16 protein-coding genes are annotated in these 14548 nt (G+C 45.9%); 9 read left to right on the top strand and 7 right to left on the bottom strand.

Annotation, left to right across the window (positions count from 1 at the left end; translation table 11 throughout):
• Nucleotides 1-216 precede the first annotated feature (216 nt).
• Nucleotides 217-1902 (top strand): DNA phosphorothioation system sulfurtransferase DndC, encoded by a 1686-nt coding sequence (gene dndC / locus SRBAKS_RS07185; RefSeq protein ID WP_229595583.1) that lies wholly within the window; start codon nt 217-219, stop codon nt 1900-1902.
• On the opposite strand, the gene SRBAKS_RS07180 is transcribed toward dndC, so the two are convergent.
• Nucleotides 1892-2686, bottom strand: a complete 795-nt coding sequence (locus SRBAKS_RS07180) for a hypothetical protein (protein WP_229595582.1) — start codon at nt 2684-2686, stop codon at nt 1892-1894. The two genes, dndC and SRBAKS_RS07180, sit on opposite strands and share 11 nt — an antisense overlap.
• Nucleotides 2687-2692: 6 nt before the next feature.
• Entirely contained in the window at nt 2693-3322 is a 630-nt protein-coding gene (locus SRBAKS_RS07175) for a hypothetical protein (RefSeq protein WP_229595581.1), read from the bottom strand.
• 165 nt (nt 3323-3487) lie between these two features.
• Here SRBAKS_RS07175 and SRBAKS_RS07170 point away from each other — a divergent pair, with 165 nt between their 5' ends.
• Both SRBAKS_RS07170 and SRBAKS_RS07165 read left to right on the top strand, forming a co-directional pair.
• Nucleotides 3488-3808 carry a helix-turn-helix domain-containing protein gene (locus SRBAKS_RS07170; RefSeq protein WP_229595580.1) on the top strand — a complete coding sequence of 107 codons (321 nt, stop codon included), beginning with the start codon at nt 3488-3490 and terminating at the stop codon, nt 3806-3808.
• Nucleotides 3809-4061: 253 nt separating this feature from the next.
• Nucleotides 4062-4229, top strand: coding sequence for a hypothetical protein (locus SRBAKS_RS07165; protein WP_229595579.1), 168 nt, complete (start codon nt 4062-4064; stop codon nt 4227-4229).
• Nucleotides 4230-4395: 166 nt separating this feature from the next.
• On the opposite strand, the gene SRBAKS_RS07160 is transcribed toward SRBAKS_RS07165, so the two are convergent.
• Genes SRBAKS_RS07160 through SRBAKS_RS07150 form a run of 3 tightly spaced genes read right to left on the bottom strand, consistent with a single transcriptional unit; the run spans nt 4396 to nt 5799 of the window.
• Nucleotides 4396-4824: a replication protein gene (locus SRBAKS_RS07160; protein WP_229595578.1), complete on the bottom strand. Its 429-nt coding sequence runs from the start codon at nt 4822-4824 to the stop codon at nt 4396-4398.
• On the bottom strand, nt 4824-5642 hold the full coding sequence (locus SRBAKS_RS07155; RefSeq protein WP_229596929.1) for a DnaB-like helicase C-terminal domain-containing protein: 819 nt from the start codon (nt 5640-5642) through the stop codon (nt 4824-4826). Before SRBAKS_RS07155 ends, SRBAKS_RS07160 begins: the two co-directional genes overlap by 1 nt.
• Complete coding sequence (locus SRBAKS_RS07150) at nt 5608-5799, bottom strand: hypothetical protein (protein ID WP_229597037.1); 192 nt, start codon at nt 5797-5799, stop codon at nt 5608-5610. The genes SRBAKS_RS07155 and SRBAKS_RS07150 overlap by 35 nt, the downstream gene beginning before the upstream one ends.
• Before the next feature lie 319 nt (nt 5800-6118).
• Between SRBAKS_RS07150 and SRBAKS_RS07145 the strand changes: the two genes are divergently transcribed.
• From SRBAKS_RS07145 to SRBAKS_RS07130, 5 genes are all read left to right on the top strand, one after another.
• Entirely contained in the window at nt 6119-6946 is an 828-nt protein-coding gene (locus SRBAKS_RS07145; protein ID WP_229595577.1) for a tyrosine-type recombinase/integrase, read from the top strand.
• A complete protein-coding gene (locus SRBAKS_RS17940) occupies nt 6921-7154 on the top strand; it encodes a tyrosine-type recombinase/integrase (RefSeq protein ID WP_430709005.1) in 234 nt (77 codons plus the stop codon). Before SRBAKS_RS07145 ends, SRBAKS_RS17940 begins: the two co-directional genes overlap by 26 nt.
• A 107-nt stretch (nt 7155-7261) precedes the next feature.
• Nucleotides 7262-8200 carry a tyrosine-type recombinase/integrase gene (locus tag SRBAKS_RS07140; protein WP_229595574.1) on the top strand — a complete coding sequence of 313 codons (939 nt, stop codon included), beginning with the start codon at nt 7262-7264 and terminating at the stop codon, nt 8198-8200.
• Between the two features lie 16 nt (nt 8201-8216).
• Nucleotides 8217-9065, top strand: coding sequence for a class I SAM-dependent methyltransferase (locus tag SRBAKS_RS07135; RefSeq protein ID WP_229595572.1), 849 nt, complete (start codon nt 8217-8219; stop codon nt 9063-9065).
• Between the two features lie 89 nt (nt 9066-9154).
• Nucleotides 9155-10213 (top strand): D-alanine--D-alanine ligase family protein, encoded by a 1059-nt coding sequence (locus SRBAKS_RS07130; RefSeq protein WP_229595570.1) that lies wholly within the window; start codon nt 9155-9157, stop codon nt 10211-10213.
• On the opposite strand, the gene SRBAKS_RS07125 is transcribed toward SRBAKS_RS07130, so the two are convergent.
• Nucleotides 10204-12819, bottom strand: coding sequence for a tetratricopeptide repeat protein (locus tag SRBAKS_RS07125; RefSeq protein WP_229595568.1), 2616 nt, complete (start codon nt 12817-12819; stop codon nt 10204-10206). The two genes, SRBAKS_RS07130 and SRBAKS_RS07125, sit on opposite strands and share 10 nt — an antisense overlap.
• 114 nt (nt 12820-12933) lie before the next feature.
• Here SRBAKS_RS07125 and SRBAKS_RS07120 point away from each other — a divergent pair, with 114 nt between their 5' ends.
• Nucleotides 12934-13491, top strand: a complete 558-nt coding sequence (locus tag SRBAKS_RS07120) for a CDP-alcohol phosphatidyltransferase family protein (RefSeq protein ID WP_229595566.1) — start codon at nt 12934-12936, stop codon at nt 13489-13491.
• Here the strand turns inward: SRBAKS_RS07120 and SRBAKS_RS07115 are convergent.
• A complete protein-coding gene (locus SRBAKS_RS07115; protein WP_229595564.1) occupies nt 13472-14548 on the bottom strand; it encodes a hypothetical protein in 1077 nt (358 codons plus the stop codon). The genes SRBAKS_RS07120 and SRBAKS_RS07115 overlap by 20 nt on opposite strands.

The following is a 14548-nucleotide window of genomic DNA, read 5'->3' as shown; positions in this document are numbered from 1 at the left end:
AGGCTCAGAGTGGGGATACTTTCAAGCGTGGTGACACGTGTTGGACAAGCTGTGTACTCAAAAAGACAATGCCTTAGCTTTAGTATTCGGTTGATTGCCAGTGCTCACGATTTCCAGTAGTATTCCGTCTCTGAATTGAACATCGTCTAACTGCTTGTCTTCTTTGCAATTGAAGGCCTCTCTCCGTTGTAGGCGATTGCTATATAGGGATCATAAATGAGCGACAGCAAACATAAAGTCTATTCAGCCTTCAATCTCGAAGGCGATGATGGCTATCAAGAGTATATCGAGCACCTTTATGAAGAGGTGCAGAGTCTTTTTCAAGAAGACCTCCATCCTTGGGTGATTGGTTATAGTGGGGGCAAGGACTCTACAGCCGTCCTTCAGCTCATTTGGTTAGCTCTTGAGCAGTTGCCAAGTGAGATCAGAAATAGCAAAAAAGTGCACGTAATCAGCACCGATACCCTTGTCGAAAACCCAGCTGTATCAGTATGGGTCGGCAACTCTCTTAAACTCATCAATGACAATGCCAAAGAAAAGGACATGCCTTTCGAGGCTCACCTTCTTCATCCTGACAAGAAGAATAGCTTTTGGGTCAATCTGATTGGTAGAGGCTACCCACGGCCTTGGGCAAAATTCCGTTGGTGCACTGAGCGACTGAAGATTGATCCCTCGAATAAATTCATTTCGGAAATAGCTAATCAGTATGGTGAGACGATCCTAGCGATTGGAACGAGAAAGCACGAGAGTCAGAGACGTAAAGCGAATATGGAGCGGCATGAAAAGCACCGTCTTAGAGAACGTCTTAGCCCTAATAAGCACGTAGATAATTGTCTCATATACACTCCTCTTGAAGACTGGACAGATGATGACGTCTGGGCCTTCCTTGACGACAAAGACAACCCTTGGGGCCTCAGTAATTCAGAATTGGTGGAACTGTACAAAGACGCCACTGAAGACAGAGAGTGTCCCATGATCGTTGAGTTAAAAGAAGAAACTCCGAGTTGTGGCAAGAGCCGTTTTGGTTGCTGGACATGTACTCTAGTCACGCGCGATAGTTCTCTTGAAAATATGGTTGCCAATGCTCCTGACAAAGCCTGGCTCCAGCCATTATTGGATTATCGTAAGCATCTAACTGTCAAAGATGACAAGAAGATGCGAGATTTTAGACGTATGAAGGGTAATATTCAATTCTACAAAGGCAACCCCATTCATGGCCCCTACCTGCAAAGTCAGCGTGAGATTTTTTTAAGAGAGCTGCTTAAAACAGAGAAGAAGCTTCGAAAGGATGCACCTCTGGGCTATAGCCATATTAGGCTGATTTCCGATGAAGAACTTCGTGAAATCCGTCGAATATGGTTGGTAGAAAAGCATGAGATCGAGGATAGACTGCCTAAGATTTATGAAGATGTAACCAAGAAGCCATTCCCGCAAATGGGGCTACAGCACTACCATTGCTTTGGAGAAGCCGAGAATGGTAATGTTGGTCAAACCGTTGGTGCTAATGATGTTGGTGAGTCCTTCAACACAGGCGTCAACGTGCTTGTTCTTGCATGTTTCAACAGTGACGTTATCACCGGGCTTCTTTCCAAAGGAGTTGCCGAATCCGGGGCGTGCTATGGCAATGACGGTTTTCCCGGTCTGTTCATTGATTCTCTTTGCAATGCCATAACCTGTGCTGTCTTCCGCTATGATCCGTGTCTGGTGCTTTTTCTTGTCAGCATTGCCGTGGATGAAAATGATGGCTCCATCGTTGTCACCCTGAAACGTGGCATACTCAATTTGACCATACTCAGTGTCAGCCATGTGGTAGTTGCCAGCAAAAGCCGTGGTTGCCAGAAGGATGCAAGAGAAAGCCAGCAAGTAGGTAAGTCGTTTCAGCTTCATGTCGTCACTCCGTAGTTCGTGATTCAGCAAGCTTTTCAGCTAACGTTTCCAGATAGATATTCAGTCTTTGGAGATTGATGTTCCATAACCGAATTTCGGGACCAACGGAAGCTACTAGATAGTAATCTCCGTTTATCCATGTGTTCGATTTCCCTTCAACGTACTCGGCTTGAATCTCGGTAAGCACTTTGGGCCACAGATTGATGTCGATGGTGGCACAGTGAGCAACAAGGGTGTCGTCCTTGTCGTAGGTCTTCTCGTAGAAAGGTGAGTAGAAGAACTCCCGCTTGATGATCGAGTCGTCGGCTTTGGGAACGGCATAGACTTTGTCAAAGACGATGATGTTCTGATTGATCTTTTGAAGGGTGCTGGAATTCGAAACGGAGTCATTCCAGAGTTGCCATATTGCCTCCATACTCCTCGTGACTTTGTCTCCGTCTGCTATCCTGTGACCTTCGATGATTTGCCAGTACATTGCTTGGTACTTTGAGAGGAGTTGATCGTTTTTCCATTCCATATAGGAAAAGAAAGGCAATGGATTCCAGAGGATTCCTTGCACCTTACCGCAGCCATCCGTCTTGAGTTGGTCCACGAAAGCATTGAAGACTTGAAGTCGGGTGCTGTGGGTGTGGTCGGGATAGGCTGTGCAGTACTCTTGCTTGTCCAGTTCGAAAACGGTTGTCTCTGGTGACCAACTCCATCGTACATCGTCGAAGTACTTCAGTCGTGGTGAGTCCTCTTGCCCACCTGTACATCCGAGTATGCACAGGCAGACAAGAAGAGTGATTGCTGTCTTCATGACGACCTATCCGATAAGGCTGTTCTTCTTCATGATGATGGATTGGAGCATTTTTCTGAGGTTGTTTGCCGATCTGTTATGAGCTTTTTTGCAATTGAATGCTCCAATCTCATTGCCGTTCACGATGATGGTAATCATGTCCATGATGGAGTGCGGCTTGGTGTCGAATTGGGTGATGTCAGCAATGTCGATTTTACCCATTGAGGGCTGTCTGGCATCCCCAGATTTCTTCGATTTCGGCATGTTGTAGTAGAGGGTCGTGTTGGTGAGTAAGACGCAACTCGGACTTAAAGTACCAATCTTATGGAAAAGGAGTGGTATCTCGTTGTTGATGTCTATATCAATCCACTCGGAACAGGCTGCGTACAGCTTGTCGAGGTCGATAGCTTTGCCATGATCCAGTTCGTGGACAATGGCTTTGGGGTACAGTTTGCTTCTGAATATCATTGGTACACCCCAAAAAAGGATACCGATAGCCCAATTGATGAGTCCGTAGTCCAGAAATTTGCTGCCTTCTGTATCAACGAAGTCATTAACAAACTTCACCAACTGAGCATTGGGAATATTGAGTTGGTTTGGATCGGATTCGATACGTTGCTCCATAATCTTGACGAATTCTTCCTTGCTGACAGACATGCTTTCTCCTTTTCAGTTTGAGATCGTGGTCTCGCTCGTTCAATGAGCTTTGTGTGTCCAATTGTCGAGTTTGATTACTTATATGTTGTGAAAAAGAACTTGTAAATACTTATAAAGGGTTTAGTTCGTTCGTTTGCCACCTATACTTATGAATTGGAGGTGGCTATGTCCGCACTTAAGGTCAGACTTGGAAAACGTATTCGAGAATTGAGGACGGCTCAGAATCTCTCACAAGATAAGCTTGCTGAACGTGTCGGTATCAGCGGCAAATATCTTGGTGAGGTCGAGCGCGGGGAAGGCAACGTGTCCGTTGAGAAGCTCGAAAAGATTACCGTGGCCCTTGATGTGACCATCGGTAGCCTTCTCGACAATGCTCATATGGAAGATCGCTCTGATCTTATTAAGGATATAGGTGGAATGCTTGATAAGGCTGAAGATGCCGAGGTCCGTCTTGTTCATCGGCTCGTGTCGGATGTTTTGAGGTAGATCTAACTACCTATCGCTATTAATAGTATACAGCTATTGAGAGTTGTATATTCCTGCTCTCATATAGTTCTCTCGGATGAACTCAAGGTCGAGGCCGCTTGATATCTCAGGCGGTCTTCTCGGTTGATCCAGTTTATCAATAATTCACTAAAAATGTGGCTCGTGTGGCCCTCGTGATCATTCCTTTGTATCTGGTCATATAAATAGATCGGCTACCAAGGGATGCTTTTATCTTTTGGAACGAGGAGGAAACATGCCTAACGAGATCATGCTGAAATACCTTGATGGTGAAAATGGACTGCCCGAAGTGGATGATGTGGAATTTTTTGACTTGCTGGCTGATAAGAGCGGCAAGTCTTCACAAACTGTGTTGACCAAAGCTCGAAAGATCATTCAGAGCTATCGGACAGGCCGATGGTGATGCTCAACGAGTTAATCACGTAATGGCTATGATGTGCCTTTTGTTGGGGAGTCTTGATGCCAGCAATATGGGGTCGTATTTGTCACTAGCTATCAAAGTTAAGTCTCAGAAGTAGGGTATGAAAATGCCCGAAGGGTTGTGGCCTCCGGGCTTTGGTTAGACGGTTTTACTCTTCGATGGGTGTCCATTCACTTTTCATGAAGTTGATCTGGACGCCTTTTTTCTTGCCGTCAACAGTCTTGATGATTTTGTCATCGAGGAGCGACTTGTAGGCCATGTCGATGGTCCTTGGTTCATACTTGGTCTTATAGGCTACATCCACCGTTTTGAAGATGATGGAGCGACCTTGGTAGCCAATGGTCTGACGGTATATGTACATGAAGACTGCATACTGAGCACCACTGAATTTTCGAGGTTCAATGGCATCGTAAATGTGGTTGTACAAACGGGTGTATGTGTAACCGTTTTGCTTCTTTTTTCCAGGAGGAGTTGTCCCTTTTTTGTTCTTAGGGCCATTATTATCCCCGCCGCCGTTTGATGCGGTTTGGGGGTTAACCCCGGTACATTTGCCTCTGTAATTCTCGATCTTTTTCATTAAGCATATTTTTTTGCCTCGGTTATAATGTTGTCGATTTCTCCCTCATTAGGAGAGTTCTGTTTTTTAATTTCGGTAGTTTTACCTTGATTCGGGTTACCATCAAGCCAGTCTCGATTGTCACCAGTTTTCTTGGCATAATCTATCCATTCATGGATTTCTGTTTTGTCGAAGATTTTCAACGTGCCGAGGTCCCAATAGAAACTGCTACAAAAACCATGTTTTCCGGCAATTCTATTCTTGACGATCTTGTATAACCTTTCATTCAAGTAGTCCCTGGCAGTATCGTCGTGATTAGCCAGGATGATAGCTAGGTCAGCCGAGTGGACGATGGCTACGGATTCACTGATGGAGTCCATGTCCAAGTCGTCAATTTCCTTCTTCATGCCACCTCGGTTGATCTGGGCCGCAGTCACCATGGGAATGGCCGTTTCCATGGCAAGTCTTCGCAAGCTGGCGGCAACTTCCTTGGAGCCTTCATACATGGTGGCTGTTTTCATGCCCAAAGATGGCATGATCTTACCAATGTAATCTACGTAGATAGCATCAAGGTTTTCGACACCGATTTCGTTGATAACTGCTCGAAGGTCGCTGACGCGAAATTCCTTTTCACTTTTATCAACGATCCAGAAGTTGCCCATCTTTTCAAGTTGTTCCTTGAAAGTTGGCATGTACCCTTTGAGTTCGTCGGTTTTGCTGTCAGGTCTGACGGATTGGAGTGTGTTCAGGGTGATGTCGCTCATCAATGCGATCTGCTTGAACATGCACGCTTCTTTACTGTCCTCAAGCGTGACAAACAGGACGTTGTGTCCCTGCATGGATTGACGATACGCCATATTCAACATGGTGGCTGTTTTGCTTCCGGTGCGTTTTGGCTATCAATACCGACAATGTTTTTTCGACCAAGCCACCGTTGAGATACTCATCAAGCTGCGGGAAATAGGTGGGGACCACCTTTCTCTCGTTGATCTTCATGATGTGCTCTAGGAAATTTTCCATTTCAGAGGTGACCGTCTGTGGTTTGCTTTCTACCAAGGGACGATACAGTTCAATGCCATTTTTTAGCGTTGTCTCAGCTTGAGCCAGAATACCTAAATCTCAAGAATGCCGCTTTTTACTGTGGCTTCCAGAATCCGAGAAGCTTCTCCAAGCTTATCAGGGATTATGATTTGCCCAAGTACGGTCCCAACAGGACCATGTACAAAAAGTCAGTCCTTGATGAGTTCATGGCTTCGCCTTCGGAGTTTGTTGCCGTGAAGCCGCGTAAGAGATCGGATTACTCCCCGGTGACGGTATGAGCGTAGGGCAGGTGAAGAAGACGGGCAGTTGGTATTGCCAATACAGGATTCCGGGCAGGAAAAGCCCCGTCAAAAAATACTTCGGCAAGGGCGCAGAGGATAAGAAAGCTGCCAAACTTTTTGATTATGACATCAAAAAGAGCAAAGTCGAGAAGAGGTCCATCCATCGTGATGAAATGAACCTCACCGACCTAGCCAAAGAGTATGTCGCGCAGGAGAAAGCGAAAGGCCGTTCCCTTGACTACCTTCGTTTCATCGCCGCAAAGGTCAATAACGACTGGCATCCGATCCTCGATAGCAAGCCGATTTCTCAATTGAGGCCTAAGGATTTCCTGCAAGCTCATGCCCTGTATGCCGACAATGCCGTGGCAACCCGAAATCGTTATATGGACTACTTAAACATCATCTTCAACTTCGGCGTGAGGATGGAGTACATTGACAAGAACCCCATGAAAAAGTGGTGGTCTGAAATGAAGCAGCCGGAGAAGCCGAGGAACTTGGAACATTTAACCCTAACGGACTTCCGCAAACTCTACAAAGTGTCCCCGCCACATCTTCAGTGGACTCTGGATATCATGTGGGAGTTGGGTGCGCGTCCTGGACCAAGTGAGCTTTTCGGTTTGATGTGGAAGGACATCGATTGGGAACGCAACACGATTCGTGTCCGTGGTACAAAGACCAAATCGAGCGACAGGATCATACCCGTCACAGATGAGTTCAAGGAGCGTCTCAGAATCAAGCGTTCCGAGGCCCAAACGAATTATCTGATTAGAGTACAAGGGAAAGAGCGTCAAAGGCGTGAGGTCGGCTTTCAGGTCAGCTAAGAAACGTGCTGGACTGGACAAGTCCGTGTGCATGTACACCATCAGACACTTGTTCACGTCTGAGGCTATCACAAACGGTGCAGACGCCAAGGCTGTGGCTAATTTGCTTGGGCATTCCTCCCTCCGAATGATCATGGGTGTTTATTACCATGAGATCGAAGGTGAGAAGCGCAACGCCATTGCACGCAAACCGAAGTTGATTAAGTAGACGCGCTTATTCTATATCTAGTGTCCTTATTGTAGCCGTGTGACATGCTTGGCTTTTTAGGCCAAAACCCTCTCCTGTTCTGTCCACCATAACAAGAGAGGGTTTCAATGAATTTGTCTGATGCTGCTGACGTATTTCTCCGCCACTGCCGCCTCGAAAGAGGACTCACCAAACTAACCATGACCGCCTACAAGCTCGACCTGAACCAGTTTCAGAAAAAGCAACAGACCGACCTAGTTGTCACTGACATCGACAAGCATGTCATCCGGGAATACTTGGGCTGGCTTGACGCGCAGTACAAGCCCCGCAGCATCAAACGGAAACTTGCCACCCTGAAATCATTTTTCACATTTCTGGAGCAGGAAGAATTTATTGAAGCCTCGCCATTCAGAAAACTCAGGCTTCGTCTTGAGCGAGCCAAGAGCCTCCCACGAACTTTGTCCGTGTCTTCTGTGACCAAGCTCTTGCAGTGTGCATATTCCTATAGGAACGAAGCTTCGGTTGCCTCCAGAGGCTATCAGGAGGCCACAAGGGATATCGCAGTGCTTGAAACGCTGTTCTCAACGGGAGTGAGGGTTTCAGAGCTTTGTCAGTTGCGGGTCGTTGATGTCGATCTCAAGCACCGACATATTTTGGTAATGGGAAAGGGGAAACGAGAAAGGGTTATCCCCTTATGTGACCAAGCGAGCCTTCAAGCACTGAAAGATTATAGGCATTGTTACGAAGAGTTCCTAGAGCCTGAGTTAGCGTTTTTCCTGAACCGAGACAAACATCCGCTTTCAGACCAATCCGTCCGTCAGATCATTAAGAAGTACCAGAAACGAGCTTGCATACCGGAAGACGCCACACCACACATGTTTCGGCACACCATAGCCACGCTCCTGCTAGAGAATGGGGTGGACATCCGCAATATCCAGACCTTGCTTGGTCATAGTTCATTGGCTGTGACGGAGATTTATACGCATGTGAGCTTGTCAGCCCAGCGGGAAGCTTTGGGGAGGAGGCATCCAAGAGGGCGATTGAAGCTGCAGGAGACCCATCGATAATTGGAAATTATGTTCTATGAACAATAAAACTCAAGGCCTTCAAGACCTTCCTCTTACGTCGCTTCACTGGTTAGCTGCTCATCATAAATCAAAATTGATCGAGCGAAAAAAAATGGTTGAAATCCATGGGGCCAAGCAAGGCGATACCGTTCTTGATGTTGCTTGTGGTCCGGGCTTTTGGACGGAGTTGCTGGTTGAACAGGTTGGTCCACATGGCCACGTTTCCGGGGTGGATATTGATTCTGAGCTGATCAGGTATGCACAAGAGAGTCATGCTGACTTGATTGCACAAAAACGCGTCAATTTTCGTGTTGCAGATATGAGGAGCCTGCCTTTTGAAGACAATTCCTTTGATACTGTGATCTGCGGAAATGCATACAACTACCTTTCAAAAGAAGAACTTCCGAAAGCCATACAGGAGCATATGCGAGTTGTTCGCCCAGGAGGGAGATTAAGCATACGCACCTTTGATAATACTATGTCCTTGTACCACCCTGTCACTTCTACCGTTTTGCTCTCCGTAATGCACGGTATGGCAAAGAACCTTCAGCAGCAGCGAAATTTTGACAACTACCTTGGGCGCAAAATGCACGGCCTGCTTACACAACTTTCACTCGGTCCCGTAACAACTCATACTTTTGTAACGCAAAAAACTCAGCCTTTATGCAAGTGGAGCTTGGAGTACGTGCAAATGAAAGCCCTCTGGTGTGCGGAGAAGGCCGACGGATACTGTCCTGCCGAGGATTTGAAAATATGGTGTGAGCTCTTTGATCCGAAATCTCCACAATATATACTGGCCCGGCCTGATTTCTATTTCAATACAACAGAAATGATCTCCCTGGTGGCCAAACCGGAGGTATCTTGATGCCAGGACACTCGAAAAAGCTCGCACAGTATCTCTGGCCTCCTATGGAGGGGCACCGTCGTGGTGGCGTGTAATCTCTGGAGTGGGGCATGAGCAAAATCCTGATTGTGACAGATGAAAGACTGGATAGCTATAAAACTGTCTTGGGAAGCCCCACGCTGTTGGCAGACCCCGTTTATAAAGAACTCCTTGTTGAACGGTATTCCAAAGCCACTATCTCCCTGATTGCAAAGGAGTTGTCAGAGCAAGGTTTCCAAGTAGACATCCATGGAGACACCAGACAACTCGCCCAATATATAGAAAAGTTAACGCCCTTTCCCTATTCCGCCGTCATCAACCTGAGCACAGGGACTCATGCCACTTTTCGGGCAGGCCAAGCTGCGATACTTTTGGACATGCTCAGAGTCCCCTATTCCGGCTCAGATCCACAAACGTTGCTGGTTTTGCGTGACAAGTCACTTAGTAAAGTGATTGCCGAACATGTTGGCGTCAAGGCTCCCAAAGGGGTGTTGCTGAGTGAGGAATCACCCAAAAAACATATGCGGTTTCATGACAATCTATATCCCATGATTGTGAAACCGAACTTTGGATGCACCAGTGTGGGCATTAGCGCAAAAGTGCTAGGCCCCCACGAGGGGCATGAGTATATTGCCAAAATGCTAAAGCAATTCCCCGATGGTGTTATAGTCGAGCAGTTTGTTTCCGGAACTGAAGTGACCGTATTCATTGTTGGGAAAAAGGGTTCTGGCCATATTATTCCCCTTGTTCTCACAAGAAGTGATAATACCCAACTCCCGCCCGATTTCATACTGTCCTCCAATCGTAAAAAAATGAAACGCATTTACAATCTTTGTTGGAGATTGGCTTGTGCCTCACTTTCTGAGAACCTCGTTCAGTCCATAGAGGAAATCACCTGGAAGCTTGCCAACGCCTTTAGGGTACGGGACTATGCGCGATTTGATTTTAGAGTATGTGAAAAGACAGGAGATGTTTATTTTATCGAGTGCAATGGTCAGCCTGGGCTCGATGTTTCTGCAGGCTCAATTCCCACAGCGATTAATACCGAATGGTTCAAAAAGCCAAACAAGTTACAAACCGAATTTGTTGCGGCCTTCCTTGGGCGGATATACGGCCAAAGTCAAGCGTGACCAAAACATAGGGTGCTTGCGCGAAAAGGGGCAAGGTCTGTGTTAATAAACGACCATTTATTACTCTTTTGTTGAGGGAGCTTTGGCCACCTGATGTCGGGGTGTTTTAGTGCCAGTTGCGCCATCATATTATTCCAAAAATCAGTCATCCCTATAATTGAACGGCATTTTTCGATCTGTGAATAATAATTATCCACCATTGTCTGATCAGGTGTAATTCCCTCTGTATTCAGGTGAATAAAAGCGCGATTGAAAGCGATGCGCCATCGCTGGTTCGGATCTTTCATCAACCCATCTGTCTTGGGTATTTTATCCAAATGATCAAGCGCATCTTTCGTGCCCAGTTGCCAGTCAGCAATAGAGAGATTGACACGGGCGGCGGAAATGTAAAACGGAGATTGAAAGTGTTTCAAAGCATCATAACTGAGCCGCTTTGCTTCTTGTGCTTCCCCACTCAGCAAGTGGATGAAGGCCTTGTTGATTTTGGCAAACCCAGCCTCCTCTTCTGCATTTGCGCTTAAGATTCTATCTGATTCGTCGAAAATTCTATAGGCCTTGTCAAAATTCAAGGCCCGGAGTTCACAATATCCCAAGTTGTGGAGAGCCATACCTGCTAAACGCATATTGCCAATGCCAACAAAAAAGTCGTGCGCTGAGCGGCATGCAATACGTGCGACGGAGACTGGTAAGAATAGCGGAGACATCATAGCAAAGGTATGCCATCCGCGGTCATTACGTGTGAACCATGATTTGAGGTAATACTTTGAATAAATGAACACCGACTTCGTATGCCGCCCGTATTCTTGAAAAGAGAAGGCATATGCTGCTACGATCTGCGGTTCCCATGTCTTATCTTTGAAACAATTTGATGTAATGCGTTGCATTATCTGAGAATTCTTTTTTATCGGATCAGGATCTTTCTTCGCTATGACAATCGACATCGCGTAATAGAATAGATACTCAGATTGCTCAATCTGTTCCAATTGCGCGCATGTGAGTGACTTTACACAATTGTCGAAGTTTCCAAGATGGTAGTGTGCCTTGCAAAGAAGAGATTGAACGCACAGAGTCAATTCATTTTTTTCGCCAAACAGACTTCTTATACTTTCTCCTGTGTCGCTATAGTGGCTAATCAGCTCAGAATATCGCGAAAAATGGTCAAGAATTCGTAAAGAAGCAACGGTAAGATAATGTGAATTCGGGTAGTTTGATGCAGTGGCATGCAGACTGGCCTGGATGAAATAACCGGTGCTGGGTTTTGAAATAACCTCGTCAGCCATTGGAACCGCTGGCTCTCCCATGGCTTTCATCGTGACCAAGTCGTCGTCAGAAAAACATTGAAAATAGCCATCCACCAGAGCCCTGTGAATTTGGAAAAGACTTACCGGAAATTCTTCCAGCACAGCATTCACAATCATCTTTTTGTTGTCATCCAACAACCTGTAACACATATCCCCGAGATCATTTTCACAAATAATGAAGTAAGATAGATCCTTAAGCCTCTCTATGTGTTCCAGGTATTCAGGTTGACTTTTCCCAACGTCTTCTGCAACCTTGCAAAGCACTTGTAACGGTACCTTTTCCGCTCCAATCGCCAAGGCACCACAGAGATGACGCATGAGAGTATCTTCGGCAAGAATCCTTTCGAATGTGTTATCAAGCACAACTATATCGTTTATTTCGCCTCGTAAAAACACGCGTTCGTTGTGGACCGAGCATTGGTCGCGTAATGCGAGTTTTTGGATAGTTTCCATGAATCGACGGGGATTACCATCCGATACACCGAGAACGGGGGCAGAAACTTCATCATTCTCAATATAGAGTCCTGCCAATTTGACCATATGGTGATCTTCTAGGCCTTTGATCGTCCAAAATTCAAACGGCCAACGGTTGCGAAACGGCCAAAATACCGACAGAGCATTCGCGTTTGACATATGATCACCAATCGGGTGTGAAGTCATAAACACGGTCCAATTCTGTTTTTGTTCCTGAACCCCCTCCAGAGCATTGAAAAAGTTGATGAGTTGTTGTCCCTCAAGCCGTGTGAGCTCGTGTAGATCGTCAACTATGAATGTTGTTTTGATTCCTGATTTCCATATGTTGTGCAGTAGCCTATTTAAACAAGCTCTTGGTGTGAGCCCTTCGAAATCGAAATACTTGGCGGCAGAGCCAATAAATGATTGAACAGTGCCAATAGTTGTCTTGGGTGCGAAATCGATCAGTTCTTCTGCATCGGTCTTCATCGCTGGAACAAGGCCGGTCAAGAAATCAACCACGGATTGCTTCTTGTGCTCAGCCTTGCCGAGCTTTGATGTCTTGTCCAAAGTGTTCAATATGGCATCGAGTGCGGTTTCTATCATCGATTTGTGGCTTCCTGTGTGCTGAGCAGCAGATAGCCATACGACTAAGCATTTATCAGAAACAGCCGCGGCAGCCCGATCAAGAATTTCCGTCTTCCCGACACCTCCTTTGCCATCCATCAAGGCGATGCGAAGTGCTGACGCTGAATCGTCTTCCAGTATATGAACAATTCTACCCAAATGCTCTTCCCTGTCGACAAAGGGCAAGTTGGGGAGAACTGTGTTCTGCAAAAATGACTGTTCCATAATTTCCAATTATCGATGGGTTTAGAGATGTCACTAGCGTTTACCAAAATAAGGAAGTCTATAGCACCCACGCTATGGACAGAGCAAGGTGATAGTTATCGATAACTGAGAATTATGAATGAAAAGTGTCAGTGGCTGCCTAACGCCTTATCGATTAGCCGTATCCCGCTCGGACTGCTCCTTATCTTGCTGTATCAACCACATAACCCAAGATTATTGACCTATGCCTTGGCGGTTGTGGCATTAGCCCTTATTACTGATATCGCAGACGGTAAAATTGCACGGGCCTCAGGGTGTACAAGCAGACTTGGCTATATGTTGGACGGGCTGGGAGATAAGGCTTTCTACGTTGCTTTCCTGCTTGTTATTCAGCGTGAATATCCGGCATCAACCACCCTATGCTGGCTGCTTATCGTGCGAGAGATTGCAATGTATTCGCTTCGGGTGGTGTCGAAAGATATTGAAAGTGAATTAAAAAAATTGCGAGTCTATTCCTTGTTGCATGCGTTTTGGATTCGACTATGGTTTTTGATTGTCATAGTCAATGACATCTCTGCCATGATCGGACACGGCACGGGATGGCTAATGATTGTTGGTCTCGTATGCGGCAGTTTTGCGGCTATCTCTGGAGGAATCGGCTTAGCCGGACAAATCAGGTTTGTGCTTGAATAATAAACGTCCTGTAAGCAGTCATGGTAAGAGTTGCAATCCTGAGGGCTGTTATAAGACTTCGTGCATTTTTTGTGTAAGGGGTTCCATGCATCATCGAGAGGTACATGGAATCAAGCACTACTCGGATTCTGGGTTTCGTTCCCTTTTCCATGGCATTCCTAAGATGGCCTTGAACAACGCCCGCTTGTTTCGCGCATTCCTCCCGAATGAATGCGGCAAGAGGATAGAGGGTCATGTAGCTTATTCCAATAAAAACCGCAGTCATCCCTACCAGAGGTATAAGTAGAGACAGGTATGCGCTCTCATGAGTGTCAGCCAGGAAAAACATTACATTATACGTCAAGAAAAAGGGAAGCATGAGAACCAGATTCAAAGTTCCAATTTGAGAATACCCGAAACACTTGTCAGGATGATGCATTTCAGCAACCAACTGCCCGCTGTCTCTAAGTTTTTTCAAGATTAAATAGATGCTGGCTGACATCGTAAGACAAAAATATGCTACGATTGGATAAACAATAGTCCATGAAACAAACAGGTTGAACTTATTTGTTATAAATCCGTACACATACTTTGAAGAATCAAAGACGTCATTCCCATAGTATATAGCTGGGTTACATGTCTGTACGATGTTATTCGCAAAGGCAAAAAGACCTACAACAACAAGCAAGGCATATATAAGCTGCCCTCCCGCTTCCTTCATGAGCAAATGGGACAGTTTGCTTTGAAATAATGTTTTTTTTATCGTTCCCTTACTGCCAGGATTTTTGATCGGGAGTGTTCTCATGCATTTCCTGAATAACGCATAGGCATAGCCTGTGCTGATGAGAAGCAGAGGATCTGTGATTACTATTGCCCATACACCTTCATGCTCCATTAATCCTTTTCCTACACCTGGCAGAGAAAAGGTCCCCTCATGGTGGGTTGCGACGACGAGAGCAATCAACTGGCATATCGAAAAGAACACGATACCAGTAACGAGCTTGATGTTAACCCCACCATTTCTGGGAAATAGGTTGGTAACGATTTGTAGCGGCCAAAGCATACTACGAATATTCAT

The organism is Pseudodesulfovibrio sediminis, from assembly GCF_020886695.1.
Lineage (GTDB): Bacteria > Desulfobacterota > Desulfovibrionia > Desulfovibrionales > Desulfovibrionaceae > Pseudodesulfovibrio > Pseudodesulfovibrio sediminis.
The sequence above is the reverse complement of the archived record's forward strand: the minus strand, read 5'-3'. Positions and strand labels throughout refer to the sequence as shown.